25 protein-coding genes are annotated in these 25,030 nt (G+C 67.3%); 8 read left to right on the top strand and 17 right to left on the bottom strand.

Features of this window, described 5'->3' with window-relative positions; translation table 11 throughout:
- The 3 genes from gatB to BLS50_RS08930 all read left to right on the top strand — a co-directional run bounded on the left by gatB (nucleotide 1) and on the right by BLS50_RS08930 (nucleotide 3,249).
- The gene (gene gatB, locus BLS50_RS08920) at nucleotides 1–1,476 is read left to right on the top strand and encodes an Asp-tRNA(Asn)/Glu-tRNA(Gln) amidotransferase subunit GatB (protein ID WP_006477480.1); all 1,476 of its coding nucleotides are present in this window, start codon (nucleotides 1–3) and stop codon (nucleotides 1,474–1,476) included.
- A 118-nt stretch (nucleotides 1,477–1,594) separates the two neighbouring features.
- Complete coding sequence (locus BLS50_RS08925) at nucleotides 1,595–2,434, top strand: polyphosphate kinase 2 family protein (protein WP_006477481.1); 840 nt, start codon at nucleotides 1,595–1,597, stop codon at nucleotides 2,432–2,434.
- 41 nt (nucleotides 2,435–2,475) lie between these two features.
- A complete protein-coding gene (locus BLS50_RS08930; protein WP_074802007.1) occupies nucleotides 2,476–3,249 on the top strand; it encodes an exodeoxyribonuclease III in 774 nt (257 codons plus the stop codon).
- Nucleotides 3,250–3,335: 86 nt separating this feature from the next.
- Here the strand turns inward: BLS50_RS08930 and BLS50_RS08935 are convergent, their stop codons facing one another.
- Entirely contained in the window at nucleotides 3,336–4,388 is a 1,053-nt protein-coding gene (locus BLS50_RS08935; protein ID WP_011546472.1) for an NAD(P)-dependent alcohol dehydrogenase, read from the bottom strand.
- A gap of 226 nt (nucleotides 4,389–4,614) precedes the next feature.
- On the opposite strand from BLS50_RS08935, the gene BLS50_RS08940 reads away from it, so the two are divergent.
- The gene (locus tag BLS50_RS08940; RefSeq protein WP_006477485.1) at nucleotides 4,615–5,559 is read left to right on the top strand and encodes an AraC family transcriptional regulator; all 945 of its coding nucleotides are present in this window, start codon (nucleotides 4,615–4,617) and stop codon (nucleotides 5,557–5,559) included.
- A gap of 23 nt (nucleotides 5,560–5,582) precedes the next feature.
- Here the strand turns inward: BLS50_RS08940 and BLS50_RS08945 are convergent, their stop codons facing one another.
- From BLS50_RS08945 to argB, 7 genes are all read right to left on the bottom strand, one after another.
- Nucleotides 5,583–6,635, bottom strand: a complete 1,053-nt coding sequence (locus BLS50_RS08945; RefSeq protein ID WP_074802782.1) for a M48 family metallopeptidase — start codon at nucleotides 6,633–6,635, stop codon at nucleotides 5,583–5,585.
- A complete protein-coding gene (locus BLS50_RS08950; RefSeq protein WP_074802010.1) occupies nucleotides 6,625–8,046 on the bottom strand; it encodes an AmpG family muropeptide MFS transporter in 1,422 nt (473 codons plus the stop codon). Before BLS50_RS08950 ends, BLS50_RS08945 begins: the two co-directional genes overlap by 11 nt.
- A gap of 116 nt (nucleotides 8,047–8,162) precedes the next feature.
- Entirely contained in the window at nucleotides 8,163–8,771 is a 609-nt protein-coding gene (gene metW, locus BLS50_RS08955) for a methionine biosynthesis protein MetW (RefSeq protein ID WP_006755281.1), read from the bottom strand.
- Nucleotides 8,768–9,913 carry a homoserine O-succinyltransferase MetX gene (gene metX / locus BLS50_RS08960; RefSeq protein WP_006477489.1) on the bottom strand — a complete coding sequence of 382 codons (1,146 nt, stop codon included), beginning with the start codon at nucleotides 9,911–9,913 and terminating at the stop codon, nucleotides 8,768–8,770. Before metX ends, metW begins: the two co-directional genes overlap by 4 nt.
- A gap of 265 nt (nucleotides 9,914–10,178) precedes the next feature.
- The gene (gene slmA, locus BLS50_RS08970) at nucleotides 10,179–10,844 is read right to left on the bottom strand and encodes a nucleoid occlusion factor SlmA (RefSeq protein ID WP_012329426.1); all 666 of its coding nucleotides are present in this window, start codon (nucleotides 10,842–10,844) and stop codon (nucleotides 10,179–10,181) included.
- Nucleotides 10,811–11,602: a pyrimidine 5'-nucleotidase gene (locus BLS50_RS08975; protein WP_074802016.1), complete on the bottom strand. Its 792-nt coding sequence runs from the start codon at nucleotides 11,600–11,602 to the stop codon at nucleotides 10,811–10,813. The genes slmA and BLS50_RS08975 overlap by 34 nt, the downstream gene beginning before the upstream one ends.
- Nucleotides 11,599–12,498 (bottom strand): acetylglutamate kinase, encoded by a 900-nt coding sequence (argB, locus tag BLS50_RS08980; protein ID WP_006490510.1) that lies wholly within the window; start codon nucleotides 12,496–12,498, stop codon nucleotides 11,599–11,601. Before argB ends, BLS50_RS08975 begins: the two co-directional genes overlap by 4 nt.
- A gap of 293 nt (nucleotides 12,499–12,791) precedes the next feature.
- Between argB and BLS50_RS08990 the strand changes: the two genes are divergently transcribed.
- The 3 genes from BLS50_RS08990 (at nucleotide 12,792) to BLS50_RS09000 (ending at nucleotide 15,083) form a co-directional block, all read left to right on the top strand.
- Nucleotides 12,792–13,016, top strand: a complete 225-nt coding sequence (locus BLS50_RS08990) for a cysteine-rich CWC family protein (protein ID WP_074802019.1) — start codon at nucleotides 12,792–12,794, stop codon at nucleotides 13,014–13,016.
- An 80-nt stretch (nucleotides 13,017–13,096) separates the two neighbouring features.
- Nucleotides 13,097–14,527 carry an ATP-binding protein gene (locus tag BLS50_RS08995; RefSeq protein ID WP_074802022.1) on the top strand — a complete coding sequence of 477 codons (1,431 nt, stop codon included), beginning with the start codon at nucleotides 13,097–13,099 and terminating at the stop codon, nucleotides 14,525–14,527.
- 13 nt (nucleotides 14,528–14,540) lie between these two features.
- Nucleotides 14,541–15,083: a response regulator transcription factor gene (locus BLS50_RS09000; protein ID WP_011546464.1), complete on the top strand. Its 543-nt coding sequence runs from the start codon at nucleotides 14,541–14,543 to the stop codon at nucleotides 15,081–15,083.
- A gap of 68 nt (nucleotides 15,084–15,151) precedes the next feature.
- On the opposite strand, the gene hslU is transcribed toward BLS50_RS09000, so the two are convergent.
- The 8 genes from hslU to dapF form a co-directional block, all read right to left on the bottom strand.
- On the bottom strand, nucleotides 15,152–16,495 hold the full coding sequence (gene hslU / locus BLS50_RS09005; protein WP_074802025.1) for an ATP-dependent protease ATPase subunit HslU: 1,344 nt from the start codon (nucleotides 16,493–16,495) through the stop codon (nucleotides 15,152–15,154).
- A gap of 10 nt (nucleotides 16,496–16,505) precedes the next feature.
- Complete coding sequence (gene hslV / locus BLS50_RS09010) at nucleotides 16,506–17,042, bottom strand: ATP-dependent protease subunit HslV (protein WP_023477631.1); 537 nt, start codon at nucleotides 17,040–17,042, stop codon at nucleotides 16,506–16,508.
- Between the two features lie 237 nt (nucleotides 17,043–17,279).
- Nucleotides 17,280–17,696, bottom strand: coding sequence for an RNA polymerase-binding protein DksA (gene dksA / locus BLS50_RS09015; protein WP_006477498.1), 417 nt, complete (start codon nucleotides 17,694–17,696; stop codon nucleotides 17,280–17,282).
- Between the two features lie 495 nt (nucleotides 17,697–18,191).
- Entirely contained in the window at nucleotides 18,192–19,274 is a 1,083-nt protein-coding gene (locus tag BLS50_RS09025; protein WP_023477633.1) for a CobW family GTP-binding protein, read from the bottom strand.
- A 190-nt stretch (nucleotides 19,275–19,464) separates the two neighbouring features.
- The gene (locus BLS50_RS09030; protein WP_011546461.1) at nucleotides 19,465–20,679 is read right to left on the bottom strand and encodes a class I SAM-dependent rRNA methyltransferase; all 1,215 of its coding nucleotides are present in this window, start codon (nucleotides 20,677–20,679) and stop codon (nucleotides 19,465–19,467) included.
- Between the two features lie 76 nt (nucleotides 20,680–20,755).
- Nucleotides 20,756–21,676: a tyrosine recombinase XerC gene (gene xerC, locus BLS50_RS09035; protein WP_023477636.1), complete on the bottom strand. Its 921-nt coding sequence runs from the start codon at nucleotides 21,674–21,676 to the stop codon at nucleotides 20,756–20,758.
- Between the two features lie 13 nt (nucleotides 21,677–21,689).
- On the bottom strand, nucleotides 21,690–22,415 hold the full coding sequence (locus tag BLS50_RS09040; RefSeq protein WP_011546459.1) for a DUF484 family protein: 726 nt from the start codon (nucleotides 22,413–22,415) through the stop codon (nucleotides 21,690–21,692).
- Nucleotides 22,416–22,452: 37 nt separating this feature from the next.
- Nucleotides 22,453–23,322: a diaminopimelate epimerase gene (dapF, locus tag BLS50_RS09045; protein ID WP_074802028.1), complete on the bottom strand. Its 870-nt coding sequence runs from the start codon at nucleotides 23,320–23,322 to the stop codon at nucleotides 22,453–22,455.
- Nucleotides 23,323–23,624: 302 nt separating this feature from the next.
- On the opposite strand from dapF, the gene BLS50_RS09050 reads away from it, so the two are divergent.
- Nucleotides 23,625–23,927, top strand: coding sequence for a HigA family addiction module antitoxin (locus tag BLS50_RS09050; protein WP_074802030.1), 303 nt, complete (start codon nucleotides 23,625–23,627; stop codon nucleotides 23,925–23,927).
- 30 nt (nucleotides 23,928–23,957) lie between these two features.
- Here the strand turns inward: BLS50_RS09050 and lpxL are convergent, their stop codons facing one another.
- Nucleotides 23,958–24,842: a lauroyl acyltransferase LpxL gene (lpxL, locus tag BLS50_RS09055; RefSeq protein WP_006477506.1), complete on the bottom strand. Its 885-nt coding sequence runs from the start codon at nucleotides 24,840–24,842 to the stop codon at nucleotides 23,958–23,960.
- Nucleotides 24,843–25,030 lie beyond the last annotated feature (188 nt).

Consider the following 25,030-nt stretch of genomic DNA (forward strand, 5'->3'; position numbering starts at 1 on the left):
ATGGCTACTCAGTGGGAAGTCGTTATCGGTCTCGAGACGCACGCGCAACTGTCGACCGTCTCGAAGATTTTCTCGGGCGCATCGACGCAGTTCGGCGCCGAGCCGAACACGCAGGCGTGTCCGGTCGACCTGGCGCTGCCGGGCGTGCTGCCGGTGCTGAACCGCGGCGCGGTCGAGCGGGCGATCCGCTTCGGCCTCGCGATCGGCTCGACCATCGCGCCGCGCAGCATCTTCGCGCGCAAGAATTATTTCTACCCCGATCTGCCGAAGGGCTATCAGATCAGCCAGTACGAGATTCCGGTCGTGCAGGGCGGCCAGATCACGATCCAGGTGCCGGCCAACGAGAAGGCCGGCAAGCCTGCGTACGAGAAGACGGTCAACCTGACCCGCGCGCACCTCGAGGAGGACGCGGGCAAGTCGCTGCATGAAGACTTCGCCGGGATGACCGGGATCGACCTGAACCGCGCGGGCACGCCGCTGCTCGAGATCGTCACCGAGCCGGAAATGCGCAGCGCGGCCGAGGCCGTGGCCTATGCGAAGGCGCTGCACGCGCTCGTCGTGTGGCTCGGCATCTGCGACGGCAACATGCAGGAAGGCTCGTTCCGCTGCGACGCGAACGTGTCGGTGCGCCCGGTCGGCCAGGAGAAATTCGGCACGCGCGCGGAAATCAAGAACCTGAACTCGTTCCGGTTCCTCGAGGAAGCGATCAACTACGAAGTGCGTCGCCAGATCGAGCTGATCGAGGACGGCGGCGAAGTCGTGCAGGAAACGCGCCTGTACGACCCGGACAAGCGCGAGACGCGCTCGATGCGCAGCAAGGAAGACGCGCACGATTACCGCTACTTCCCCGACCCCGACCTGATGCCGCTCGTGATCGGCCGGGACTGGGTCGAGCGCGTGCAGTCCGGCATGCCGGAGCTGCCGGCCGCGATGCAGCAGCGCTTCGTCGACGAGTACGGCGTGTCCGCGTACGACGCGGGCGTGCTGACGTCGAGCAAGGCGATGGCCGCGTACTTCGAGTCGGTGGTCGCGAAGGCCGGCGCGGCGAATGCGAAGATCGTCGCGAACTGGCTGATGGGCGACGTGTCGTCGCAGCTGAACCGCGACGGCATCGAGATCGACGCGATTCCGGTGTCGGCCGCGCAGCTCGCGCTGTTGCTGCAGCGCATCGCCGACGGCACGATCTCGAACAAGATCGCGAAGGAAATCTTCGCGACGATCTGGGACGAGAAGGCGACCGACGAAGGCGCGGCCGACCGCATCATCGACGCGAAGGGCCTGAAACAGATCTCCGACACCGGCGCGCTGGAAGCGATCATCGACGAAGTGCTCGCGGCGAACGCGAAGTCGGTCGAGGAATTCCGCGCCGGCAAGGAAAAGGCGTTCAACGCGCTGATCGGCCAGGCGATGAAGGCGACCAAGGGCAAGGCCAATCCGCAGCAGGTCAACGAACTGCTGAAGAAGAAGCTCGGCTGAGCATGCGCGCGCGTCTGAACCGCGCTTGACGACGGGCCGCTCCGAACCAGTTCGGGGCGGCCCGTCGCGTTTGGTGGATGCGTTATCGTATGCACCACACCGTCCAACGGAGGAACGAATGGCGAAACAACCGTCGCTCGACGATTTCCGCGTGCCCTACAGCACGCGCGAGAAGGAAGCCGCCGCATTCAAGCTCGACGCGTTCGACCCTGGCGCGAAGCCGTTTTCGTCGGGCTCGAAGGAGGCCGACCGCGAACGGCTGTCGGTCGTGTCGACAGAGCTCGACGTGCAGCAGGAGCGTCTGCACACGCAGCAGAAGAAGCGCGTGCTGCTCGTGCTGCAGGGGATGGACACGAGCGGCAAGGACGGCACCGTGCGCGCGGTGTTTCGCGAAGTCGACCCGCTCGGCCTGCGCATCGTGCCGTTCAAGGCGCCGACGCCGATCGAGGCCGCGCACGACTTCCTGTGGCGCGTGCATGCGCAGGTGCCGGCGGCGGGCGAGCTCGCGATCTTCAACCGCAGCCACTACGAGGACGTGCTGGTGCCGCGTGTGCTCGGCGCGATCGGCGACAAGGAGTGCGAGCGCCGCTACCGGCAGATCCGCGATTTCGAGACGATGCTGTTCGAGAACGGCACGACCATCATCAAGTGCTTCCTGCACATCTCGAAGGACGAGCAGCGCGCGCGGCTGCAGGCACGCATCGACGACCCGACCAAGCACTGGAAATTCGACATCTCCGATCTCGACGCGCGCAAGCACTGGGACGCGTACCAGTCCGCGTACCGCGACGCGCTCGCCGCGACGTCGGCCGAGCATGCGCCGTGGTACGTGATCCCGGCGAATTCGAAGACGCACCGCAACGTGATGATCGCCGAGCTGCTGCTGCGCACGATGACCGACATGAAGCTGGAATTCCCGCCGCCGAAGCCCGAGCTCGAAGGCGTGAAGATCCGTTAAGCTGCCCCCCTGTAAAAACATCGAACTGAACGGAACCCGACATGATGCGAGTGATTACCGCCAACCTGAACGGCATCCGCTCCGCCGCGAAGAAGGGCTTCTTCGACTGGCTCGGCGAACAGAACGCCGATTGCGTATGCGTGCAGGAAATCAAGGTGTCGGCCGACGACCTGCCGGCCGAATTCGTCGAGCCGCACGGCTTCAAGAGCTATTTCCACCACGCCGAGAAGAAGGGCTACAGCGGCGCGGGCGTGTACAGCCGCCGCGAGCCCGATGACGTGATCATCGGTTTCGGCAGCAGCGAGTTCGATCCCGAAGGGCGCTACGTCGAGGCGCGCTACGGCAAGCTGTCGGTCGTGTCGGTGTACGTGCCGTCCGGTTCGAGCGGCGAGGAGCGCCAGCAGGCGAAGTACCGCTTCATGGCCGAATTCATGCCGCACCTCGCGGCGCTGAAGAAGAAGCGCGAGGTGATCCTGTGCGGCGACGTGAACATCGTCCACAAGGAAATCGACATCAAGAACTGGAAGAGCAACCAGAAGAACTCGGGCTGCCTGCCGGAAGAGCGCGAGTGGCTCACGAAGTTGTTCGACGACGTCGGCTACGTCGACGTGTTCCGCACGCTCGATCAGCGCCCCGAGCAGTACACATGGTGGAGCAACCGCGGCCAGGCGTACGCGAAGAACGTCGGGTGGCGGATCGATTACCAGATCGCGACCCCGGGCGTGGCCGGGACCGCAAAAAGCACGTCGATCTTCAAGGACATCAAGTTCAGCGATCACGCGCCGCTGACGATCGACTACGACTACACGAAGTGACGGCCGGCGCCGCGCCGCGCGCGTAGCCGCCGAATGCAAAACGGGCCGCATGTCGAACATGCGGCCCGTTTCGTTTGGGGCGTGGCTTACTGCTTGAGCGACGCCATGTCCACCACGAACCGGTACTTCACGTCGCTCTTCAGCATCCGCTCGTAGGCGGCGTTGATCTGCTGCATCGGAATCGTCTCGATATCGGACGTGATCCCGTGCTCCGCGCAGAAGTCGAGCATTTCCTGCGTTTCCGCGATCCCGCCAATCAGCGAGCCCGCGAGGCGGCGGCGCTTGAAGATCAGGTTGAACACCTGCGGCGACGGATGGTCGTGCTCCGGTGCGCCGACCAGCGTCATCGTGCCGTCGCGCTTGAGCAGGTGCAGGAACGGGTTCAGGTCGTGCTGCGCGGCGACCGTGTTCAGGATGAAGTCGAAGCTGTTCAGGTGCGCGTTCATCTGCGCTTCGTCCTTCGAGATCACCACTTCATGCGCGCCGAGCCGCTTGCCGTCCTCGATCTTCGACGGCGACGTCGTGAACAGCACGACGTGCGCGCCCATCGCGCGCGCCAGCTTCACGCCCATGTGGCCGAGGCCGCCGAGACCGACGATCCCGACCTTCTTGCCGGGGCCGACGTTCCACTGCCGCAGCGGCGAGTAGGTCGTGATCCCCGCGCACAGCAGCGGCGCCGCGCCGGCCGGGTCGAGCGTGTCCGGCACGCGCAGCACGAACGCCTCGTCGACGACGAGCTGCGTCGAATAGCCGCCGTACGTGATGTCGCCCGTCACGCGGTCCTGCCCGTTGTAGGTGCCGACGAAACCGTTCTCGCAATACTGCTCGAGGCCTTCTTCGCAGCTCGCGCAGGTGCGGCACGAATCGACGAGACAGCCGACGCCGACCAGCTCGCCGACCTTGAAGCGCGACACCTGCGGGCCGGTCGCGGTCACGCGGCCGACGATTTCATGGCCCGGCACGACCGGGTAGATCGTGTTGCGCCATTCGTTGCGCGCCTGGTGAAGGTCGGAGTGGCAGACGCCGCAGTAGAGGACGTCGATCTGGACGTCGAGGTCGCGCAGCGCGCGACGCTGGAATTCGAACGGGGCGAGCGGCGATTGCGAATCGGTCGCCGCGTAGGCATAGGTCGTGCTCATGCAAAGGCTCCTTGTCCGGAAAAGATCCGGCGAAACAGACTGCCGTCGCATCATGTGGCGATGCGGCGAGACAGGTGCCTATCGTAAGGAGCGCACCGCCGCGGCGAAATACATGAAGGTCTGGAAGATTTGCCTATTCCTCTTGAATTGCGCGCGAACGCCCGTCAAAACGCGTTCAAGGTGCTAAATTGCGAGCCAGATTCTCTTGCCGGACAGGACCACGCAGATGAGCTTCCAGCCCCTTTTTGCCGACTCGGGCGACCGCGTGCAGCGCCGGATGATCGAGCTGCACACGCGCCTCGCGCCGAACGAGGGCGACACGCTCGCGGCGCTCGACGGCGTGCGCTTGCTCCGCGTGAGCCGTCCCGCGCCGCGCATGCCCGTGCTGTACGAGCCGAGCATCATCGTCGTGTGCCAGGGTCGCAAGCTCGGCTATCTCGGCGACCGCTCGTTCGTGTACGACGCGCAGCAATACCTGGTGCTGTCGGTGCCGCTGCCGTTCGAATGCGAAACCTTCGCGAGCATGGACGAGCCGTTTCTCGCGATCTCGATCCGCGTCGATCTCGCCGTGATCGCCGAGCTCGCGATCCTGCTCGACGAGACGCTCGGCGCGGCGATCAGCGAGCCGCTCGGCGTCTATTCGACGCCGCTCGACGCGCCACTGGCCGATGCGGTCGTGCGGTTGCTCGAAGCACTCGCGTCGCCGCACGACACGCGCGTGCTGGGGCCGGCGATCATGCGCGAGATCGCGTATCGCGTGCTGACCGGCGAGCAGGGCGACGCGATGCGCGCGGCGCTCGTGCAGCAGCATCATTTCGGCCGCATCGCGAAGGCGCTGCGGCGCATCCATGCGGAGCTGAGGGCCGATCTCGACGTCGAGACGCTTGCCCGCGAAGCCGGGATGAGCCTCGCGGTGTTCCACGCGCAGTTCAAGCACGTGACGGCGACGTCGCCGATGCAGTACGTGAAGACCGCGCGGCTGCACCAGGCGCGGCTGATGATGGTGCGCGACGGGCTGGGCGCCGGTGCGGCAGCCGCGCGGGTCGGCTATGCGAGCGCGTCGCAGTTCAGTCGCGAGTTCAAGCGGCTGTTCGGCCGCAGCCCCGCGGATGACGTGCGCTGGATGCGTGACAGCGGGGTGCGCCCGGCGATGGCCGACGCGCACGCATAGCGTCCCGGGTCTCGCGCGGCGGCTCAGCGCCGCACGATCTTGCGCCGCTGCGCGCTGATGCCCGCATAGTCGGGCAGCGATTCGACGCGTTTGCCCGTCGCCTTCGCGTACAGCGGCATCAGGTCCGGCAGCCGGTTCAGCAGATCCTGGCGGCGCGCGGCGCCGTACGGGTGCGTGTAGATGAAGCCCGACGCCTTGTTCGCGCGCGTCGCGACCGCGAGCTTGTCCCACAGCGTGATCGCCGCGCGCGGATCGAAGCCCGCGCGTGCGGCGATGTCGCCGCCGATCACGTCGGCTTCGGTTTCGTCGGTCGGATCGTAGTGGAGCGACTGCAGACGCTCGCCGAGATTCAGCGCCTGCGGCAGCGGATCGCCGACGCCGAACAGCGGCGGCAGCGCGGCCGCGCGCAGCGACGTCTGCGAGGTCACGCTGAAGTTGCTGCGCGCGTGTTCGCGCAGCGCATGCGCGATGCCGTGCGCGAGCAGCACGCCGAGCTCGTCGTCGTTCAGGCGTACGCGGTCGAGCATGCCGCCGTACACCAGCACCTTGCCGCCCGGCAGACAGGTCAGTCGGATGTCGCGCGAGCGGATCGCGTTCACGTCCCACGCCCAGCTTTTCACGCGGTCGTTCCACTTCACCGAATACGGCGCGAGCTTCGCGACGATCGCGCGCAGGCGTTTCACGCGCGGCTGGTTCGCGGGCAGCAGGCGGTTGCTGTCGGCGGCCGTCTGCACGATCTGCGCGTATTCGTTCGCGGTGAGCTGCTCGAGGAGCGGCGACGGGATCAGCGTGCGGAACGCGATCGCGTTGCCGTAGCGGACCTGCTGCGGCGTCGGCGTATAGGCCTTCGCCGGCACCGCGGCGCCGGTCGGCTGCGCGCCTTCGGCGGCGGACGGCGGGACGGGCGCGGCAGACGTGGCGGGGGTGGGCGGCGTCGCCTGCGCGGCGGCCGGTGCGGAGCCCGCAGCCGTCGCGCCGATGTCGGTCGCGTGCGCACTCGTCGCGGTGAATGCCGCGGCGCCGACGCTCAACGCAGCCGTCACGCGCGCGAGACGATGCAGGCGGTTACCGCGCACGGCTCGCCTCGCCGTCGCGCGCGGCACCGTTCCACGGCGCGATCCTGAACAGCAGCAGCATGCCGGGAACCGCGAGCGCGGTGCACACGATGAAATAGTCGTACCAGCCGATCTTCGCGACGACGAAGCCGCTCGCGGCCGATGCGAGCGTACGCGGCACCGACGCGAGGCTCGTGAACAGCGCGAACTGCGTGGCCGTGTAGCGCGGGTCGGTCGTGCTCGCGATATACGCGACGAACGCGGCCATCGTCAGGCCGGTCGTGAAGGTTTCGAAGCCGTAGACGAGCGCGAGCGCGACCGTCATCGGGCTCAGCTTCGGCGTGATCTCGATACCGAACACCGACATGAACGACGCGAGCGCGTGGCTGGCCGCGACCGTGAAGTCGTACAGCATCGCGAGCACCGGCGAGCCGGGGCCGAGCTGCGCGAGCCACGCGAAGCCGAGCGTCGACACCATCTGCAGCGCGCCGAAGATCCACAGCCCGCGGCCGATGCCGATCTTCACGAGCCAGATGCCGCCGATGATGCCGCCGGCGACGCTCGCGACGAGCGCGGTGGTTTTCGCGACGATGCCGATCTCGGTGCGCGAGAAGCCGATGTCGAGGAAGAACGACGTCGACAGCGTGGTCGCCATCGTGTCGCCGATCTTGAACAGGAAGATGAACGCGATGACGAGCAGCGCGCCGGCCCAGCCGTCGCGCTCGATGAATTCGCGGAACGGCAGCACGATCGCGTCGCGCAGGTTGCGCGGCGGCGTGCCGACCACTTCCGGCTCGCGCACGACGAGCGTCATCAGGATGCCCGGCAGCATGAACGCGCCGGTGATCGCGAACACGGCGTCCCACGGCAGGTGGTCGGACAGGATCAGCGCGAGCGAGCCGGGAATCAGCGCGGCGAGCTTGTACGCGTTCACGTGCACCGCGTTGCCGAGGCCCTGCTCGGTGTCGCGCAGCAGCTCGCGGCGATACGCATCGATCACGATGTCGGCGCTCGCGCCGAAGAATGCGACGAGCGTCGTGAGCGCGGCGACCGTCCAGATCGAGTCGCGCGGCGACACGAAGCCGAGCGCGGCGATCGCACCCGCGACCAGCAGCTGCGTGAGCAGCAGCCAGCCGCGCCGGCGGCCCGGCCGCCAGCCGGGCAGGCGCGGGATGTAGCGGTCCATCAGCGGCGCCCACAGGAACTTCCACGTATACGGGAACTGGATCAGCGCGAACAGGCCGATTTCCTTCAGGTTCACGCCCTCGGAGCGCAGCCATGCCTGCACGAGGTAGACGAGCGTGAAGAGGGGCAGCCCCGACGTGAAGCCCAGGAACACGCAGATCAGCATGTGCGTGTTCAGATAGGCGCGCCAGCCGGGGTGATCCTCGTGAGCGGTGAGTGCGGGCGCCTCGTGTGGCGTTTTCGACATGGACAGGAACTGGGTAGCGTTGACTGATGGCGGCGGCAGCGCAGGCGGCGCGCACGGCGCAGGAGGGGCGGCCGCGCGCGTGGGCGGGCCGGATCTTCCGTCAACGGCTCCCCGGCTCAGCTGCGCTTGACGCGATAGACAGCAAGACTACCACGCCAGTTCGCTCCCCATCGAATCGGCTGGCCTTCGTGCAGCACGACGCGGTCGAGAATCGTCACCCCCACTTCGGGCGCCAGTGCCTCGAAATCCTCGATCGTCAGCACCCGCACGTTCGGCGTGTTGTGCCACTGGTAAGGCAGCGACTTCGACACCGGCATCCGGCCGTTCAGCACCGACAGCCGGTGCGGCCAGTAGCCGAAGTTCGGGAACGACACGATGCACTCGCGGCCGACGCGCGCCGTTTCGCGCAGGATCGCGGCCGTCTGGTGGATCGTTTGCAGCGTTTGCGACAGGATCGCGATGTCGAAGCTGTGATCCTCGAACAGGCGCAGGCCATCCTCGAGGTTCTGCTGGATCACGTTGATGCCGTTCTTCGCGCTCGCGAGCACGCCCGCGTCGTTCAGCTCGATCCCGTAGCCGGTGACGTCGAGTTCTTCCATCAGCAGCGCGAGCAGCGAGCCGTCGCCGCAGCCGAGGTCGAGCACGGTCGAACGCGGCTCGACCCAGCGCGCGATCGTGCGGAAGTCCGCACGCGCGGACAGGGAATTCAACGCTTGCTGGTTCATGCGCCCACCTCGTTGGCGATTCGTTCGTAATACGCGCGGAGCAGGTTGTGATAGCGCGCGTCGTCGAGCAGGAACGCATCGTGGCCGTGCGGCGCATCGATTTCCGCGTAGCTGACCGTGCGCTTGTTGTCGAGCAGCGCCTTCACGATCTCGCGCGAGCGGGCGGGCGCGAAGCGCCAGTCGGTCGAGAAGCTCGCGATCAGGTACTTCGCCTGCGTGTGCGCGAGCGCGGCCGTCAGGTTGCCGTCGAACGCCTTCGCCGGATCGAAGTAGTCGAGCGCGCGCGTGATCAGCAGGTACGTGTTCGCGTCGAAGTAGTCGGCGAACTTGTCGCCCTGGTAGCGCAGGTACGACTCGACCTCGAACTCGACGTCGAAGCTGAAGTTGTACGCGTCGAGCGCGCCGTCGGCGCGCCGCAGCGCACGGCCGAATTTCTCGGCCATGTCGTCGTCGGACAGGTACGTGATGTGGCCGATCATCCGCGCGACGCGCAGGCCGCGCTTGGGTTTCACGCCGTGCGCGTAGTAGTCGCCGCCGTGGAAGTCGGGATCGGACAGGATCGCCGAGCGCGCGACCTCGTTGAACGCGATGTTCTGCGCGGACAGCTTCGGCGTCGATGCGATGTCGATGCAGTGCGCGACGCGTTCCGGATACATCAGGCTCCACGCGAGCGCCTGCATGCCGCCGAGGCTGCCGCCCATCACCGCGGCGAAGCGCTCGATGCCGAATGCGTCGGCGACGCGCGCCTGCGCATGCACCCAGTCCTCGACGGTCACCACCGGAAACTTGGCGCCGTACGGCTTGCCGGTCGACGGGTCGATGCTCATCGGGCCGGTCGAGCCGAAGCACGAGCCGAGGTTGTTCACGCCGATCACGAAGAAGCGGTTGGTGTCGAGCGGCTTGCCCGGGCCGACCATGTTGTCCCACCAGCCGGTGCTGCGCGGATCGTCCGCGTAGACGCCGGCGACGTGGTGCGACGCATTGAGCGCGTGGCACACGAGCACCGCGTTCGAGCGCGCGGCGTTGAGCTCGCCGTACGTCTCGACGACGAGCTGATAGTTGCCGAGCACGCTGCCGCTTTGCAAGCGCAGCGGTTCGGCGAAGTGCATGGTCTGTGGAGCGACGATGCCGATCGATTCCATTCGTTCCGCCTTATGACTGGGCGGCTAAATGGTGTCGGCGATGCGCGGAGGCGAAGGTGCGCGGCTGACGACCTCTTTAGCCGCATTTGTAGTGAACCGCCGGGGCGAACGCACAGCCACGCCCTGACCGGTTCGCGCGCCCGCAATCGAGTCAGCAAATCGGCGCGCTTCCGACCTGCCGCCCGTGAGGCGACAGTCGGCAAAGTATAGCGGAAATTGCGAGGCCCGGATTCGGGCGCATGGCGGGCGTACCGTCACGCGCCGGTCACTGCAGGATCAGCCGCAGGTGCGCATCGGCCTGCTCGCCCGGCGGCTTCTGGAACCCGCCTTTCGCGAACCGATGCCACCGGCCGATCACGTAGCTGACGAGCAGGCTCGCACGGGCGCCGGGATCGTAGTCGGCCGGCAGCACGAACGGCGTCGCGCCGTCCTGTGGCGCATTCGCCTCGGTGCGCGCGACGCGCAGGCATTGCTTGACGGTTGCCTCGATGCGGTCGAGCAGCTGGTTCACGCGCTCGGTGAGCCGCTCGTCCTCGCCGACCAGCGCCTCGCCGGTCAGCACGCGCGTCATTCCCGGGTTCTTCGCGGCGAAATTGAGCATCGTCAGCGCAATGGTGCGAGCCTGCAGCACGCCGTTCGGCTCTTTCGCGACGATCTGGTTGACGAGCCCGAACAGCGCCTGTTCGATGAACTCGATCAACCCTTCGTACATCTTCGCCTTGCTGGCGAAGTGCCGGTACAGCGCGGCTTCCGACACGTCGAGCCGGGCCGCGAGCGCGGCGGTCGTGATTTTCTCGGGTTTCGGGGCCTCGAGCATCGCCGCGAGCGTCTGCAGGATCATGACGCGGCGCTCGCCCGGCTTCGGGCGCGGGCGGGACGGTGTGGCCTGGCTTTCCGTTACGGCTTGGTCCTGCGGGTAAGTCGGCTGCATTTTTGTCGCCCCGATCGTGTGCCCAGTCGCAGCGATTTTAACGAACGAATGCGCTGGTCGACATAATGCGGGCGTCCGGTTGCCGGCAGATGGCCAGGCAGGTGGCCGGTGATCCATACCGTGCCGATGCCCAGACGCTTGTAGCGCTTCAGGTGGCCGCGCGTGTCCTCGACGAGGATCGCGTCGGCGAGCCGTGCGTGCGCGGCGCGCAGCGTCCGGCGGAGCATCGCATGGTCGGGCTTCGCGCGCCACATGCGGCGGTCGCGCATGTGCTCGATCGCAATCACGCGCTCGAACAGCCGCTCGATGCCCAGCTCGCGCAGCACCGCGCGCGCATAGTTTTCCGGCGCGTTGGTCAGGATCAGCTTGCGGCCCGGCAGCGCGGCGACGATGCGCGCGAGGCCGCGCTCGGCGCGCACCATCGCGGGCAGGTCGGAAAACGTGTGGACCACGCGCAGGAAATCGTGCGGGTCGATCGGGTGATGGCGCGTGAGGCCGAGCAGCGCGGCGCCGTAGCGCTCGGTGTAGCCGTTGCGCAGGCGGTCGGCTTCGGCGCGCCCGACCTGCAGCGCGTCGATGATGTATTGCGTCATCGCACGGTTGATCTCGGGAAAGATCGCGTGCGACGCGTGGTGCAGCGTGTTGTCGAGATCGAACAGCCAGACGGGCGCGCCGGCACGCGGCCGGCTGCGCGAGATGCGCCGGCGCCGCAGCGGGGCCGGCAGGTCGGGGCTGGCAGGCGGGCGGCGCGCGCTCAATGCGAGCGGATCATCGTGCCGAACGGCTGCTCGGTCAGGATTTCCAGCAGCACCGAATGCTCGATCCGGCCGTCGACGATGTGCACCGACTTCACGCCGCTCTTCGCGGCGTCGAGCGCCGACGAGATCTTCGGCAGCATGCCGCCGGAGATCGTGCCGTCCTCGAACAGCGCGTCGATCTCGCGGGCGGACAAGTCGGTCAGCAGGTTGCCGTCCTTGTCCATCACGCCGGGGATGTTGGTCATCATCAGCAGCTTCTCGGCGTTCAGCACCGTGGCGAGCTTGCCCGCGACGAGGTCGGCGTTGATGTTGTACGACAGGCCGTCCTCGCCGAAGCCGATCGGCGAGATCACCGGGATGAACGCGTCGTCCTGCAGCGCCTTCACGACCGCCGGGTTGATCGCCTCGACTTCGCCGACCTGGCCGATGTCGATGTACTGGCCCGGGTTGTCGCGGTCCGGCATCAGCAGCTTGCGTGCGTGGATCAGGCCGCCATCCTTGCCCGTCAGGCCCACCGCGTGGCCGCCGAAGTGATTGATCAGCATCACGATGTCCTGCTGCACTTCGCCGCCCAGCACCCATTCGACGACTTCCATCGTCTCTTCGTCGGTGACGCGCATGCCCTGGATGAAGGTGCCGGCCTTGCCGATCTTCTTCAGCGCGTGATCGATCTGCGGACCGCCGCCGTGGACGATCACCGGGTTGATGCCGACCAGTTTGAGCAGGATCACGTCGCGCGCGAAGCCCTGCTTGAGCCGCTCTTCCGTCATCGCGTTGCCGCCGTATTTGATGACCACGGTCTTGCCGTGGTAACGACGGATGTACGGCAGCGCCTCCGCGAGGATTTCTGCTTTCAGCGTGGGGGCGATCTGCGAGAGGTCGATGGGCTCGGACATGGCGGCGGCTCTGGCTGGGAACGGTTGAAACAGGGCGAATTGTACAGGAGTGGCGCAGCGCAGCATCGGGTTTTTGGGCCGGCCGGCGCCCCGGCGGCGCGGCGCGGCATCGCACGCGGCGGCCCGCCGGCTATGGCGCGGCGCGATTCGGGCGCCGTCGCGCGGGTGGCGGCGTAGGGCTGGCCAACGTGCGTTTCCGATGGCGTTCGGCCGGGCGGCCGGCGTGCAAAATCCAGCCGTCGCGCTATGCTTGTCGCGTGGGGCGATGTCCCGCCCGCTTCCGCGATTGCGCCATGACCGATTCCGCCGCCGACGCCCGTTCCGCCCCGCGCCGTGCGCGCTGCCCGCACTGCGGGCGCGGCTTCGACTGCGGCGCGCATACGCAGCCGTTCGACTGCTGGTGCGCGGCGATGCCAGTGCCGCCCGGCGGCACGCCGCCTGCGGCCGGCGCGCGGTGCCGATGCCCCGAGTGCCTGGCCGACGAGATCGCGCAGCGCATGGCCGGCGCGACCGATTGACGGCGCCATGCCGCGCCCGTTCGCGCGCATCGATCCGGCCCCGCTAGAGGCGCCGGGCGCTAAACGGGTAAACTGCCCGGATGCAACGAATCACCACCACCGGGCGCGTCAACCTCGGTCACCTGTTCTGGCTCCGCAATCTTGCGATCATCGGCCAGCTCGTGACGATCGGCGTCGTGCAGACCTATTTCGGCGTGCATCTGCCGCTGCCGGCAATGCTGATGGTCATCGCGCTCGAAATCGTTTTCAACGCGCTGACCTGGGTACGCGTGCTGCGCGCCCGGCCCGAGACCAATTTCGAGCTGCTCGGCCAGCTGTGGGTCGACCTCGGTGCGCTGTCCGCGCTGCTGTTCCTGTCGGGCGGGACGACCAATCCGTTCGTGTCGCTGTACCTGCCGTCGCTCGCGATCGCGGCGGCCGTGCTGCCGTGGCACCTGATGATCTGGCTCGCTGCGTTCGCGGTCGCCTGCTACGCGGCGCTCGGCTTCGATTCGGTGCCGCTCAACATGGACAACCCGGCGAACCTGTTCGATTACTACCGTACCGGCATGTGGGTGAACTTCATGGTCAGCGTCGGGCTGATTGCGTGGTTCGTCGCGCGCATGTCGAACGCGCTGCGCCAGCGCGACGCGGCGCTCGGCGAGGCGCAGGCGCATCTGCTGCGCGACGAGCGGGCCGTCGCGCTCGGCGTGCAGGCCGCCACCGTCGCGCATGAAATGGGCACGCCGCTGTCGACCATCGCGATGCTCGCCGAGGAATTGCGCGACGCGGCGCGCGCCGATCCGGGGCTCGCGCGCTACGACGCCGACCTGAAGGTGCTCGAGGAACAGATGTCGCTGTGCACGTCGGCGCTCGCGCGCCTGCGCAGCCGCGCGAGCACGTCGGCGAGCCGCCAGCCGGTGGACGACTGGCTCGACACGTTCGTCGAGCACTGGCGCCTGCGGCATCCGCACGTGCAGTTCGAGCTGCTCGGCGCGCGCCCGGCCGGCGTCGCGCTCGACGATACGGTCGCGGCCGGCCAGATCCTGACGATCCTGCTCGACAACGCCGCGCGCGCGAGCCCGCAGCGCGTGACGCTCGCCGCGAAGGTCGCGCATGGCGGCACGGCCGACGAAATCGAATTCGAGGTATGCGACGACGGGCCCGGCATTCCGGCCGCGCTGCGCGAATCGCTCGGCGCGATGCCGGTCGACAGCACGCAGGGCGGGCACGGCGTCGGCCTGTATCTCGCGTTCAGTGCGGCCGTGCGGCTCGGCGGCGAGATCGAACTGTCCGACGTCACGCCGCGCGCGGCGGGCGGCAACGGGCGGGCCGGCGGTGCGGCAAATGGCCACGCGGCGGCCGTATCGGGACAACGCGCGGGATCGCGCACGGGTGCACGTGCAGCGGAACGGCCGGCCGGCGCGCCGGACAGCCGCCCGGCCGGCGCTCCAATAGGGCGCGGCACGCGGGCCGTGCTGCGCCTGCCGGTCGTGCGCGTCGCGATGCCGGCGGCCTCAACCAACACGTAGACGGAGAAACCACATGAGCGAGAACAATTTCCTGGTGATCGACGACAACGAGGTGTTCGCGGGCACGCTCGCGCGCGGCCTCGAGCGCCGCGGTTACGCGGTCCAGCAGGCGCACGACAAGGAGACGGCGCTGCGGCTCGCCGCGGGCGGCAAGTTCCAGTTCATCACCGTCGACCTGCATCTCGGCGAGGATTCCGGGCTGAGCCTGATCGCGCCGTTGTGCGACCTGCAGCCCGATGCGCGCATTCTCGTGCTGACCGGCTACGCGAGCATCGCGACCGCCGTGCAGGCCGTGAAGGAGGGCGCCGACAACTACCTCGCGAAGCCGGCGAACGTCGAGTCGATCCTGGCCGCGCTGCAGACCAACGCGACCGAAGTGCAGGCCGACGAGGCGCTCGAGAATCCGGTCGTGCTGTCGGTGGACCGGCTCGAATGGGAGCACATCCAGCGCGTGCTGGCGGAGAACAACAACAACATCTCGGCCACTGCGCGGGCGCTGAACATGCACCGCCGCACGCTGCAGCGCAAGCTCGCGAAGAAGCCGGTTCGGCAGTAAGCGGCGCACCAACGAAAACGGGCGACCCCGGAAGGGGCCGCCCGTTCTTTCATCCCGCCCTGCCCGCGTTACAGCACGTAGCGCGACAGGTCCTCGTCCTGCGCCACTTCGCCGAGCGCACGGTCGACGTACTTCGCGTCGATCGTCACGCGCTCGCCGGCGTGGTTGCCGGCCGAGAACGACACTTCCTCGAGTAGCTTCTCGATCACCGTGTACAGCCGGCGCGCGCCGATGTTCTCGGTTTTCTCGTTGACCGCGAACGCGATCTCGGCGAGGCGCCGGATGCCGTCCGCGGCGAATTCGAGCTGCACGTCTTCGGTCGCGAGCAGCGCCTGGTACTGCTTGACGAGGCTCGCGTCGGTCGCATCGAGGATCGCCTCGAAATCTTCGACCGACAGCGAATCGAGCTCGACGCGGATCGGGAAGCGGCCTTGCAGCTCCGGAATCAGGTCGCTCGGCTTCGCGAGGTGGAACGCGCCGCTCGCGATGAACAGGATGTGATCGGTCTTCACCATCCCGTACTTCGTGTTGACCGTCGTGCCTTCGACAAGCGGCAGCAGGTCGCGCTGCACGCCCTGGCGCGACACTTCGCCGCCGCTGCCTTCGTTGTTGCGCGACGTGATCTTGTCGATCTCGTCGAGGAACACGATGCCATTCTGCTCGACGTTCTGCACGGCCTTCGTCTTCACTTCCTCTTCGTTGAGCATCTTCGCCGCTTCCTCGTCGGTCAGCAGCTTCAGCGCTTCCTTGATCTTCACCTTGCGGCGCTGCTTCTTGCCGCTGCCGAGGTTCGAGAACATCGAGCGGATCTGCTCGGTCATCTCTTCCATCCCCGGCGGCGCCATGATGTCCATGCCGACCGACGGCTGCTCGAGGTCGAGCTCGACTTCCTTGTCGTCGAGCTGGCCTTCGCGCAGGCGCTTGCGGAAGGTCTGGCGGGTCGCGTTGTTGTCGTCGTTCGCGTGCTCGGCATTGCCGCCGAAGCCCACCGCGCGCGGTTGCGGCAGCAGGATGTCGAGGATGCGGTCTTCCGCCTGGTCGGTGGCCTTGCTGCGCACCTTGCGCATTTCGGCTTCGCGCGTCTGCTTGACCGAAATCTCGATCAGGTCGCGCACGATGCTGTCGACGTCGCGGCCGACGTAGCCGACTTCGGTGAACTTGGTCGCTTCGATCTTGATGAACGGCGCGTCGGCGAGCTTCGCGAGGCGGCGCGCGATTTCGGTCTTGCCGACGCCCGTCGGCCCGATCATCAGGATGTTCTTCGGCGTGATTTCCTGGCGCAGCGGGTCGGCGACCTGCTGGCGGCGCCAGCGGTTGCGCAGCGCGACGGCGACGGCCTTCTTCGCCTTCGCCTGGCCGATGATGTGCTTGTCGAGTTCCGAGACGATCTCGGCAGGGGTCATGGTGCTCATGGGGCTGTCCTTACTCGATCGTTTCGATGATGCGGTTGTGGTTCGTGTAGATGCACATGTCGCCCGCGATCCCGAGCGACTTCTCGACGATGTCGCGCGGCGACAGCTCGGTGTTCTCGACGAGCGCGCGGGCCGCGGCCTGCGCGTACGCGCCGCCCGAGCCGATCGCGCAGATCCCGCCTTCCGGGTCGAGCACGTCGCCGTTGCCGGTGATGACGAGCGTGGTGGTGGCATCGGCCGTGATCAGCATCGCCTCGAGGCGGCGCAGCATCCGGTCGGTGCGCCAGTCCTTCGCGAGCTCGACGGCCGCGCGGGTCAGGTTGCCCTGATGCTTCTCGAGCTTCGCCTCGAAGCGGTCGAGGAGCGAGAACGCATCGGCGGTGCCGCCCGCGAATCCGACCAGCACCTGGTTGTTGTAGATTCGCCGCACTTTCCGCGCGCCACCCTTCATGACGATGTTGCCGAGGGTTACCTGGCCGTCGCCGCCGAGCGCGACCTTGTCGCCGCGCCGGACCGAAACGATGGTCGTGCCGTGAAATTGCTCCATCTGCGTTCCTTGAGAAAAACGGGGAAGAGTCGGGCGGCGCGATGCGCCGCCGCGTGAATCCGCAGTGCGCCGGGGAGCGGCCCGGCGCGCGTCCGTTTCATTTTAGGGCGGGCGCCGGGATATCAAGAGGGGAAGGCAAATCGGCCGGCGGCCGGGAACCGGTGCCGGAAAAACAAAAAGCGCGCGGCAGGCCGCGCGCTTTCGGGAAGCAGCGTGTTTGAGCGGAATGCCGCTCGATCAGTCGCCGAACAGCTTCTGGCGCAGCTCGCGGCGCTCCTGCGCCTCGAGCGACAGCGTGGCGGTCGGACGCGCGAGCAGGCGCGGAATGCCGATCGGCTCGCCGGTTTCCTCACACCAGCCGTAATCGCCGGAATCGATGCGGGCGAGCGACTGCTGAACCTTCTTGAGGAGCTTGCGTTCGCGATCGCGCGTACGCAGCTCGAGCGCGTGCTCTTCCTCGATCGTCGCGCGGTCGGCGGGATCGGGGACGATCACGGTCTCGCGCAGGTTCTCGGTCGTCTGGCCTGCATTCTTGAGGATGTCCGCCTGCAACTGTTCGAGCCGATTTTTGAAGAAGGCGAGCTGATCCTCATTCATGTAATCCTTGTCGCTCATCTTCAGGATTTCGGCTTCGGTCAAGAGTTTCTTCGTCATCTGCTTGCTTCTTCAATGTGCGGCAAATCGAGAGATATTGCCTGCACTTTGGGATTACCCGCAACCGCGCTTGCAATCATTTGCGATTTGCCGCCGCGGGGCCGAAAGCCTCTGGAAAACCGGTTCTCAAATACCAGGATAGGCCTGGCGCGGATTTGCGCGCGCTGCGAACCGGTGTGCTGCGCGGCACATCGCATCGGCCGCGGCCGGGAGGCGGATTGGCGATCCGGCGCGGTTGCGATGCCCGGAAAACTGGTTCAGCAAGAACCGGGCCTGTTTGTTGCCGTACTCCAGCGGGCACGTATTGTAACTGAATCGCAAGCGGGCGCCGTATCGGGTCGATCCCCGTCGGCTGCGCCAATATCTAGAAAATATAACGCGCAAATCGCGAAAAAGCGATGACGGCGAAACCCTGCCCGGAAAAGGCGCCGCCCGACCGCCGCGGCCGCCGGTGCAGGCGGCCGGCAGCGGGCGTGCGGCAGGCGCCCGCGCGGATCAGGCGAGGCAGGCGTCGAGGCCGTCGGTGATCAGGTCCTGCGGCAGGTCGACGCCGATGAACACCATCTTGTTGGTCTTCTTCTCGACCGGCAGCCACTTCGCCGCGAGGTCGCTGCCCATCATCTGGTGCACGCCCTGGAACACGACCTTGCGGTCGACGCCCTTCATGTACAGCACGCCCTTGTAGCGCAGCATCCGCTCGCCGTAGATCTGCAGGATGCCGCCGAGGAAGTCTTCCAGCTTGTTCGGGTCGAACGGGCGGTCGTTGCGGTACACGAACGACTTGATCTTGTCGTCGTGGTGCGCGTGGTGATGATTGTGGTGGTGGCCGTGGTCGTGATCGTGCGCGCATTGGCCGTGATCGTGGTCGCAATTCGCGTGATCGTGATCATGGTCGTGATCGTGATGATCGTGCGCGTGATCGTCCTCGGCGAGGAAATCGGGATCGATCTCGAGCTTCGCGTTCAGGTTGAAGCCGCGCAGGTCGAAGATTTCCTTGATGTCCGCTTCGCCGAAATTCACGACCTTGATCGCGGCCTTCGGGTTCATGTGCATCAGGCGGTGCTTGAGGCCCGCGACGGTCTGGTCGTCGACGAGGTCCGACTTCGTGATGAACAGGCGGTCGGCGAAACCGACCTGGCGCTGCACCACTTCGTGTTCGTCGAGCTGCGCGTTCGCGTGCTTCGCGTCGACCAGCGTGATGACCGCATCGAGCAGGAAGTCGTCGGCGATTTCGCTGTCGATGAAGAACGTTTGTGCGACGGGGCCCGGGTTCGCGAGGCCGGTCGTCTCGATCACGATGCGGTCGAAGTCGAGCTTGCCTTCGCGCTTCTTCGCGGCCAGATCGCCGAGCGCGCGGGCGAGGTCGCCGCGGATCGTGCAGCAGATGCAGCCGTTGCTCATCTGGATGATCTGCTCGTTCGAATCCTGCACGAGGATTTCGTTGTCGATGTTCTCTTCGCCGAACTCGTTCTCGATCACGGCGATCTTCATGCCGTGCTGTTCGTTCAGGATGCGCTTGAGCAGCGTCGTCTTGCCGCTGCCGAGGAAGCCAGTAAGGATGGTGACGGGAGTGGCCATGTCGGTCGCCTGTGGTTCGTGAATCGGGGTCAAAACCAGGATGTGCGTCGCGCCCTCGCGCTGCGAGCCGGGGCGCACAACCATCCATTGAAACATACCTGTCAAGCCCCCGCCCGTCGTCCGAACGACAGGCTGGGGCGCTGCGCCGCCAACGGAGGCGGGCGCGGTTGTCCGCGCTAGATCGGGGCGATCAGACGATTTGCAACAGCAGGCCCTTCAGATATTCGCCTTCCGGGAACGCGGCGAGCAGCGGATGATCGACGCCCGCGCCGAGCCGCTTCAGGATGCGTGCGTCGACCTTTGCGTCGGCCGCGGCGCCTGCGACGATCTTCTGGAACAGGTCCATGTCGATCGCGCCCGAGCACGAGTACGTGAACAGCAGGCCGCCCGGACGCAGCAGCCTGAAACCGCTCAGGTTGATGTCCTTGTACGCGCGCGCCGCGCGATCGACGCTGTCGCGGGTCGGCGCGAACTTCGGCGGATCGAGCACGATCAGGTCGAACCGCTCGCCTTCGTCGACGAGGCGGCGCAGCGTCTTGAACGCATCGGCGTCGAGCCAGGTTGCGCGTGCCGCGTCGAAGCCGTTGGCCACGACGTTCTGCTGCGCGAGCGCGAGCGCATCGCCCGACGAGTCGATCGACACGACGCGTTTCGCGCCGCCCTTGAGCGCCGCGAGCGAGAAGCCGCCCGTGTAGCAGAAGCAGTTCAGCACGTCGCGGTCGGCCGCGTACTGCGCGACGAGCGCGCGGTTGTCGCGCTGGTCGACGTAGAAGCCCGTCTTGTGGCCGTTCGGCACGTCGACGTGATAGCGCACGCCGTTTTCGTTCGCGATCAGCGTCGCGGGCGGCGCGTCGCCGGCCAGCACGCCGGTCGTCTGTTCGAGCCCTTCCTTGTCGCGGATCGACACGTCCGAGCGCTCGTACACGTTCGGGCAGCCGGTCGCGCCGGTGAGCGCCGCGACGATCGCGTCCTTCCACGCTTCGACGCCCGCGGCCATGAACTGGCAGACCAGCTGGCCGCGCGGCGCCGCGCCGGCTTCGGCGGTATCCGCGACGTAGTAGTCGACGATCAGCCCCGGCAGCCCGTCGGCTTCGCCGAACACGAGCCGCACCGCGCCGGTGCCCGACACCATCGTCGTGCGATGCGCGACCGCGCGCTGCACGCGGCGCTTGAAGAACGCGTGATCGATCGGCTCGTGCTCGTCGAAGCTCCACACGCGCACGCGGATCTGCGACTGCGGGCTGTACGCGCCGCGCGCGAGGAAGCGGCCGTCGTGCGCGCGCACGAGCACGGTCGCGCCGGGCGCGGGCTTGCCGTCGACGCGGTCGATCGCATTGGCGTAGATCCACGGATGGCGGCGCAGCAGCGATTTTTCCTTGGACGGCTTGAGGGTGACGGTTTGCATGATGAGATCGAAATGGGCCGCGCGCGACGCCGGCCGGTGCCGGCCGCCGCGCGTGGCGGGTAACACGGGACGCGCGTCAGTCGCGCTTCTTCGCGCGCGGATGCGCGCTGTCGTAAATCTTCGCGAGATGCTGGAAGTCGAGCGACGTATAGATCTGCGTCGCGGCGACGCTCGCATGGCCGAGCAGTTCCTGCACCGCGCGCAGGTCGCCGCTCGACTGCAGCACGTGCGTCGCGAACGAGTGGCGCAACACGTGCGGGTGGACGTTGGCGGGGATGCCGGCGGCGAGCGCCGCACGCTTCACGCGCTCGCGCACGACGCCCGGCGACATCCGGTTGCCGCGCACCGACACGAACAGCGGATGCGGATCGTGCTTCACGAATTCGCCGCGCACCGCGAGCCACGCGTTCAGCGCGTCGATCGCCTTGCTGCCGACCGGCACCTTGCGCTCCTTGTTGCCCTTGCCGCGCACGGTGACTTCGGCTTCGGCGAGATCGAGCCAGCCGGCCGAGCGGTAGCCGTCGGCCTGCGTGTACCGGACGTCGAGCCCGACCAGTTCGGCGAGGCGCAGCCCCGACGAATAGAACAGCTCGAGGATCGCGTGGTCGCGGATGCTTTCGGTCGTGCCGGCGAGCGGCGCGTCCATCAGTGCGACCGCATCGTCGACCGACAGCGCCTTGGGCAGCGATTTCTCGCGTTTGGGCGCGCGTACCCCGGCGACGGGATTCGCGGGCATCTCGACGCGTTGCGCGAACCAGCGATAGAACGCACGCCATGCGGAAAGGCGGTGCGAGATCGAGCGCGCGGACAGCCCGGCCGCGTGCCCGCGCACGACCGCGCCGCGCATGTCGGCGGCGGTCAATGCTTCGAGCGGCCGGCCGGCCGCGAGCTTCTTCAGTTCGTCGAGTTCGTGCGTGTACGCGCGCAGCGTATGTTCCGACAGCTGCCTGACGTGCTTCAGGTTCGACAGGTAGGCGGCGATCGGATCGTCGGTCATCGCGTGCGGCGGATCAGTGCGGCAGCAGGCGCGTGAGCGCGGCGCTCGCGAGCGTCGCGATCTGCGCGAGGAAGTCGGTGGCCATCCCGTCGTGGAAGCGGCGCGGATCGGGCGAACCGAGGACCAGCAGGCCGAACGCGGGCGCATCGCTGCCGGCGAGCGGCGCGCGCAGCGCGAGCAGCGCGACCGACGCGGCCGAGCCGTCGCCGGCCGGCGCGGCTTCGGCGCCTTCCGCCGCGTTCGCCGCCGGGGCGGCAAGCGCGGGCGCGAGCCACTGGGCGGCTTCGAAGCCCGTGTTCGCGCCGCAGTACGGCGTCGACAGGCCGTTCGTGAACAGGCGCACTTCCTCGCCGACCTGGCGCGCGAAGTCGGCTTGCGCGTAAGTGTCGGCGACGTCCCACACGCGCAGCGCCGTCTGCGGCACGTCGAACACGTCGGCGATGCCGTCGGCGATCGTGCGCGGCAGCGCGTACGGATCGCGTTCCGCGATCACGCGCGCGGTCCAGCGGCTGAACTTCGCGGACAGGCTGTCGTTCTCGTGGCCGTAGCGCACGAGCTCGGCGAGCCGGCGCTCGAGATGCTTGTTCTTGTCGCGCAGCATCTCCATCTGCCGCTCCTGCAGCGAGATCGCGGCCTTGCCGTGCGGATTCGCGAGACGGATCGTCGCGAGCAGCTCGGCGTGCTGCGCGAAGAATTCGGGGTTGGCGAGCAGGTAGTCGGCGACTTCGCGATCGTTCATGTGGCGGGAGCGTTCAGTTATCAGGGACGTTGCAGGGTCAGGCGTTCAGGTCGATCTCGCCTTCGAACACGGTCGTGGCGGGGCCGGCCATCATCAGCGCGGCGGCTTCGTCGCGCGCGCCGTCCCAGCTGATCGTCAGCGTGCCGCCGTGCGTGTGCACGGTCACGGGCGAATCGAGCAGGCCGCGCCGGATGCCGGCCGCGACCGCCGCGCACGCGCCGGTGCCGCACGCGAGCGTCTCGCCCGCGCCGCGTTCGTACACGCGCAGCTTCACTTCGTGGCGCGACACGATCTGCATGAAGCCGGCGTTCACGCGCTGCGGGAAGCGCGCATGGCGCTCGATCAGCGGGCCTTCTTCCAGCACCGGATACGCTTCGACGTCGTCGACGACCTGCACCGCGTGCGGATTGCCCATCGACACCGTCGAAATCCAGCGCGTCGCGCCGCCCACGTCGAGCGGCCACAGCGTGTCGTTGCCTTCCTTGCGGGCGTCGAGGCCCGCGGCATCGAACGGCACCTGCGCCGGCGCGAACACGGGCGCGCCCATGTCGACGACGACTTCGCCGTTGTCCTGCAGCGTCAGCGTGATCAGGCCCTTCATCACCTGCACGCGCACGCTGCGCTTGTCGGTCAGGCCGCGGTCGCTGACGAACTTCACGAAACAGCGTGCGCCGTTGCCGCAGTGCTCGACCTCGCCGCCGTCGCAATTGAAGATCCGGTACTTGAAATCCGCGCCGTCGACGGTCGGTTTCTCGACCAGCAGCAACTGGTCGGCGCCGATGCCGAAATGGCGGTTGGCGAGTGCGCGCACCTGCGCTTCGGTGAGCGGCGGCAGCGCGCGCGAATAGCCGTCGAGCACGACGAAGTCGTTGCCCGCGCCGTGCATCTTGGTGAACGAGAGTTTCACTGGGTCCGGAATTCCATGGCGAACAAGGCGGTCGGCACGACACGGGCGGCCGGCGGCCATGCCGGGGCAGCCTCGTTCGTCGTGCTGATCTCAACCGCAAATGATACATGCAGGCGAGAGGGGCGTCCTGCGCGGGCGGGGCCGCGCGAATGAAGAGCGGTCGGATTGACAGGGTGCGCGGACACACCTGGTGTGTATTTCGTACCCGTCAAATTGATGTCCCGCTCCAGTGATTCGTATAGTGCTGCTATACGCTGCCAGCGCTTCCGGTATCGCGCTCACCACAGAATTGACCCAACACCATGACCCGTCTCTTCAATTCGCCCCATCCGGGCGAAACGCTGCGCGACGACGTGCTGCCGGCGCTCGGTCTGACCGTCACCGAGGCCGCGTCGCAACTTGGCGTGACCCGTGCCGCACTGTCGCGGGTCCTGCACGGCTATGCCGGCATCTCGCCGGAAATGGCGTTGCGGCTCGAAGCGTGGCTCGGCGAGGAAAACGGGGGAAGGGCCGATCTGTGGCTCGCGCAGCAGTCGGCTTACGATCTGTGGCAGGCGCGCGCAAAGGGCGCCCCGAAGGTGGCGAGAGCACGGGCGCGCACATGACGGCGCGCCCGCGAACGTCTCGCCGCAAGCTCAGTACAGGCTCGGCTCGCCGGGCGGGCGCGTCTTGAAACGCTTGTGCACCCAGTAATACTGCTCGGGCATCAGCGGAATCTGCTCCTCGAGGAATGCGTTCATCCGCCGCGCATCGAGATCGTCGTCGCCGGTCGGGTAGTGATCCCACGGCTTGAATACCTTCAGACGGTAGCCCTTGTAGTTCGGCAGCACTTCGCCGATGAACGGCACGACCTGCGCGCGGCCCGTCTTCGCGAGCCGGCCGACGGCCGTCAGCGTGCAGGCCGGCACGCCGAAGAACGGGACGAACGTCGAGTTGCGCAGCCCGTAGTCCATGTCCGCGCCGAGCATCACCGGCTTGCGGTCGCGCAGCCAGCGCAGCACGACGCGCGCGCTGTCCGCGCGGCCGACCATCTCGGCGTCGAAGCGCCCGCGCGCCTTCTTCGCCTCTTCCTCGAGCACCGCGTTCGAGAACGGCTGGTACAGCGATCCGCAGCGACGCTGCAGCGAACGGTTCAGCCAGATCGAACCGGCCTCGATGCCGACGAAGTGCAGGCCGAGGAACAGCGTCGGCGGCAGGTCGGGATCGGTGAGATCGACCGCGCTGTCGACCTGGATCAGCTTCGCGAGCTTCTTCTCCGAGCCGAACCATTGCACGCTGCGCTCGACGTAGCTGCGGATCGCATGACGGAAATGCCGGCCCGCCACTTCCTCGCGCCGCTCGTCGCTCCAGTCCGGGAAGCAGAGTTTCAGATTCGTATGTACGATGCGCTTTCGCCGGCTGGGGATCTGATACAGCAGCCAGCCGAGGCCATCGCCGAACCGTGCGGTCAGACCGTACGGCAGCAGGGCGAGCAGCTTCAGCAAGCCGATGGCGAGGTGCGTGCCGAGGCGGCCTAGCATGCGGAATCTCCGTAGGGCCGGCTGGCCGGTACGTTGCGAACAGGGTGGTGAGACAGCGGACGATGCAGCACGGGCGGCGCTCTGTGACAATTCAGGAAAGCCGCTATAATACGGGCTTCGCCGAGTTAACTGACAACTTGCGGGGCGAAGCCGGCTGGCGCGACACACGCTGCCCGGTCCTGGTAATC

It is taken from the genome of Burkholderia orbicola, assembly GCF_900100915.1.
GTDB lineage: Bacteria > Pseudomonadota > Gammaproteobacteria > Burkholderiales > Burkholderiaceae > Burkholderia > Burkholderia orbicola.

What these genes read in the sequence shown, in the direction of transcription:
- BLS50_RS08990 (WP_074802019.1), top strand. Translation starts at nt 12,792, where the DNA reads ATGACCGATTCCGCCGCCGACGCCCGTTCCGCCCCGCGCCGTGCGCGC.
- BLS50_RS08950 (WP_074802010.1), bottom strand. Translation starts at nt 8,046, where the DNA reads ATGTCGAAAACGCCACACGAGGCGCCCGCACTCACCGCTCACGAGGAT.
- lpxL (WP_006477506.1), bottom strand. Translation starts at nt 24,842, where the DNA reads ATGCTAGGCCGCCTCGGCACGCACCTCGCCATCGGCTTGCTGAAGCTG.
- xerC (WP_023477636.1), bottom strand. Translation starts at nt 21,676, where the DNA reads ATGACCGACGATCCGATCGCCGCCTACCTGTCGAACCTGAAGCACGTC.
- hslV (WP_023477631.1), bottom strand. Translation starts at nt 17,042, where the DNA reads ATGGAGCAATTTCACGGCACGACCATCGTTTCGGTCCGGCGCGGCGAC.
- BLS50_RS08940 (WP_006477485.1), top strand. Translation starts at nt 4,615, where the DNA reads ATGAGCTTCCAGCCCCTTTTTGCCGACTCGGGCGACCGCGTGCAGCGC.
- slmA (WP_012329426.1), bottom strand. Translation starts at nt 10,844, where the DNA reads ATGCAGCCGACTTACCCGCAGGACCAAGCCGTAACGGAAAGCCAGGCC.
- BLS50_RS09030 (WP_011546461.1), bottom strand. Translation starts at nt 20,679, where the DNA reads ATGCAAACCGTCACCCTCAAGCCGTCCAAGGAAAAATCGCTGCTGCGC.
- BLS50_RS09025 (WP_023477633.1), bottom strand. Translation starts at nt 19,274, where the DNA reads ATGGCCACTCCCGTCACCATCCTTACTGGCTTCCTCGGCAGCGGCAAG.
- metW (WP_006755281.1), bottom strand. Translation starts at nt 8,771, where the DNA reads ATGAACCAGCAAGCGTTGAATTCCCTGTCCGCGCGTGCGGACTTCCGC.
- BLS50_RS09000 (WP_011546464.1), top strand. Translation starts at nt 14,541, where the DNA reads ATGAGCGAGAACAATTTCCTGGTGATCGACGACAACGAGGTGTTCGCG.
- gatB (WP_006477480.1), top strand. Translation starts at nt 1, where the DNA reads ATGGCTACTCAGTGGGAAGTCGTTATCGGTCTCGAGACGCACGCGCAA.
- metX (WP_006477489.1), bottom strand. Translation starts at nt 9,913, where the DNA reads ATGGAATCGATCGGCATCGTCGCTCCACAGACCATGCACTTCGCCGAA.
- BLS50_RS08995 (WP_074802022.1), top strand. Translation starts at nt 13,097, where the DNA reads ATGCAACGAATCACCACCACCGGGCGCGTCAACCTCGGTCACCTGTTC.
- argB (WP_006490510.1), bottom strand. Translation starts at nt 12,498, where the DNA reads ATGTCCGAGCCCATCGACCTCTCGCAGATCGCCCCCACGCTGAAAGCA.
- hslU (WP_074802025.1), bottom strand. Translation starts at nt 16,495, where the DNA reads ATGAGCACCATGACCCCTGCCGAGATCGTCTCGGAACTCGACAAGCAC.
- dksA (WP_006477498.1), bottom strand. Translation starts at nt 17,696, where the DNA reads ATGACGAAGAAACTCTTGACCGAAGCCGAAATCCTGAAGATGAGCGAC.
- BLS50_RS08935 (WP_011546472.1), bottom strand. Translation starts at nt 4,388, where the DNA reads ATGAGCACGACCTATGCCTACGCGGCGACCGATTCGCAATCGCCGCTC.
- BLS50_RS08925 (WP_006477481.1), top strand. Translation starts at nt 1,595, where the DNA reads ATGGCGAAACAACCGTCGCTCGACGATTTCCGCGTGCCCTACAGCACG.
- BLS50_RS08930 (WP_074802007.1), top strand. Translation starts at nt 2,476, where the DNA reads ATGATGCGAGTGATTACCGCCAACCTGAACGGCATCCGCTCCGCCGCG.
- BLS50_RS09040 (WP_011546459.1), bottom strand. Translation starts at nt 22,415, where the DNA reads ATGAACGATCGCGAAGTCGCCGACTACCTGCTCGCCAACCCCGAATTC.
- BLS50_RS09050 (WP_074802030.1), top strand. Translation starts at nt 23,625, where the DNA reads ATGACCCGTCTCTTCAATTCGCCCCATCCGGGCGAAACGCTGCGCGAC.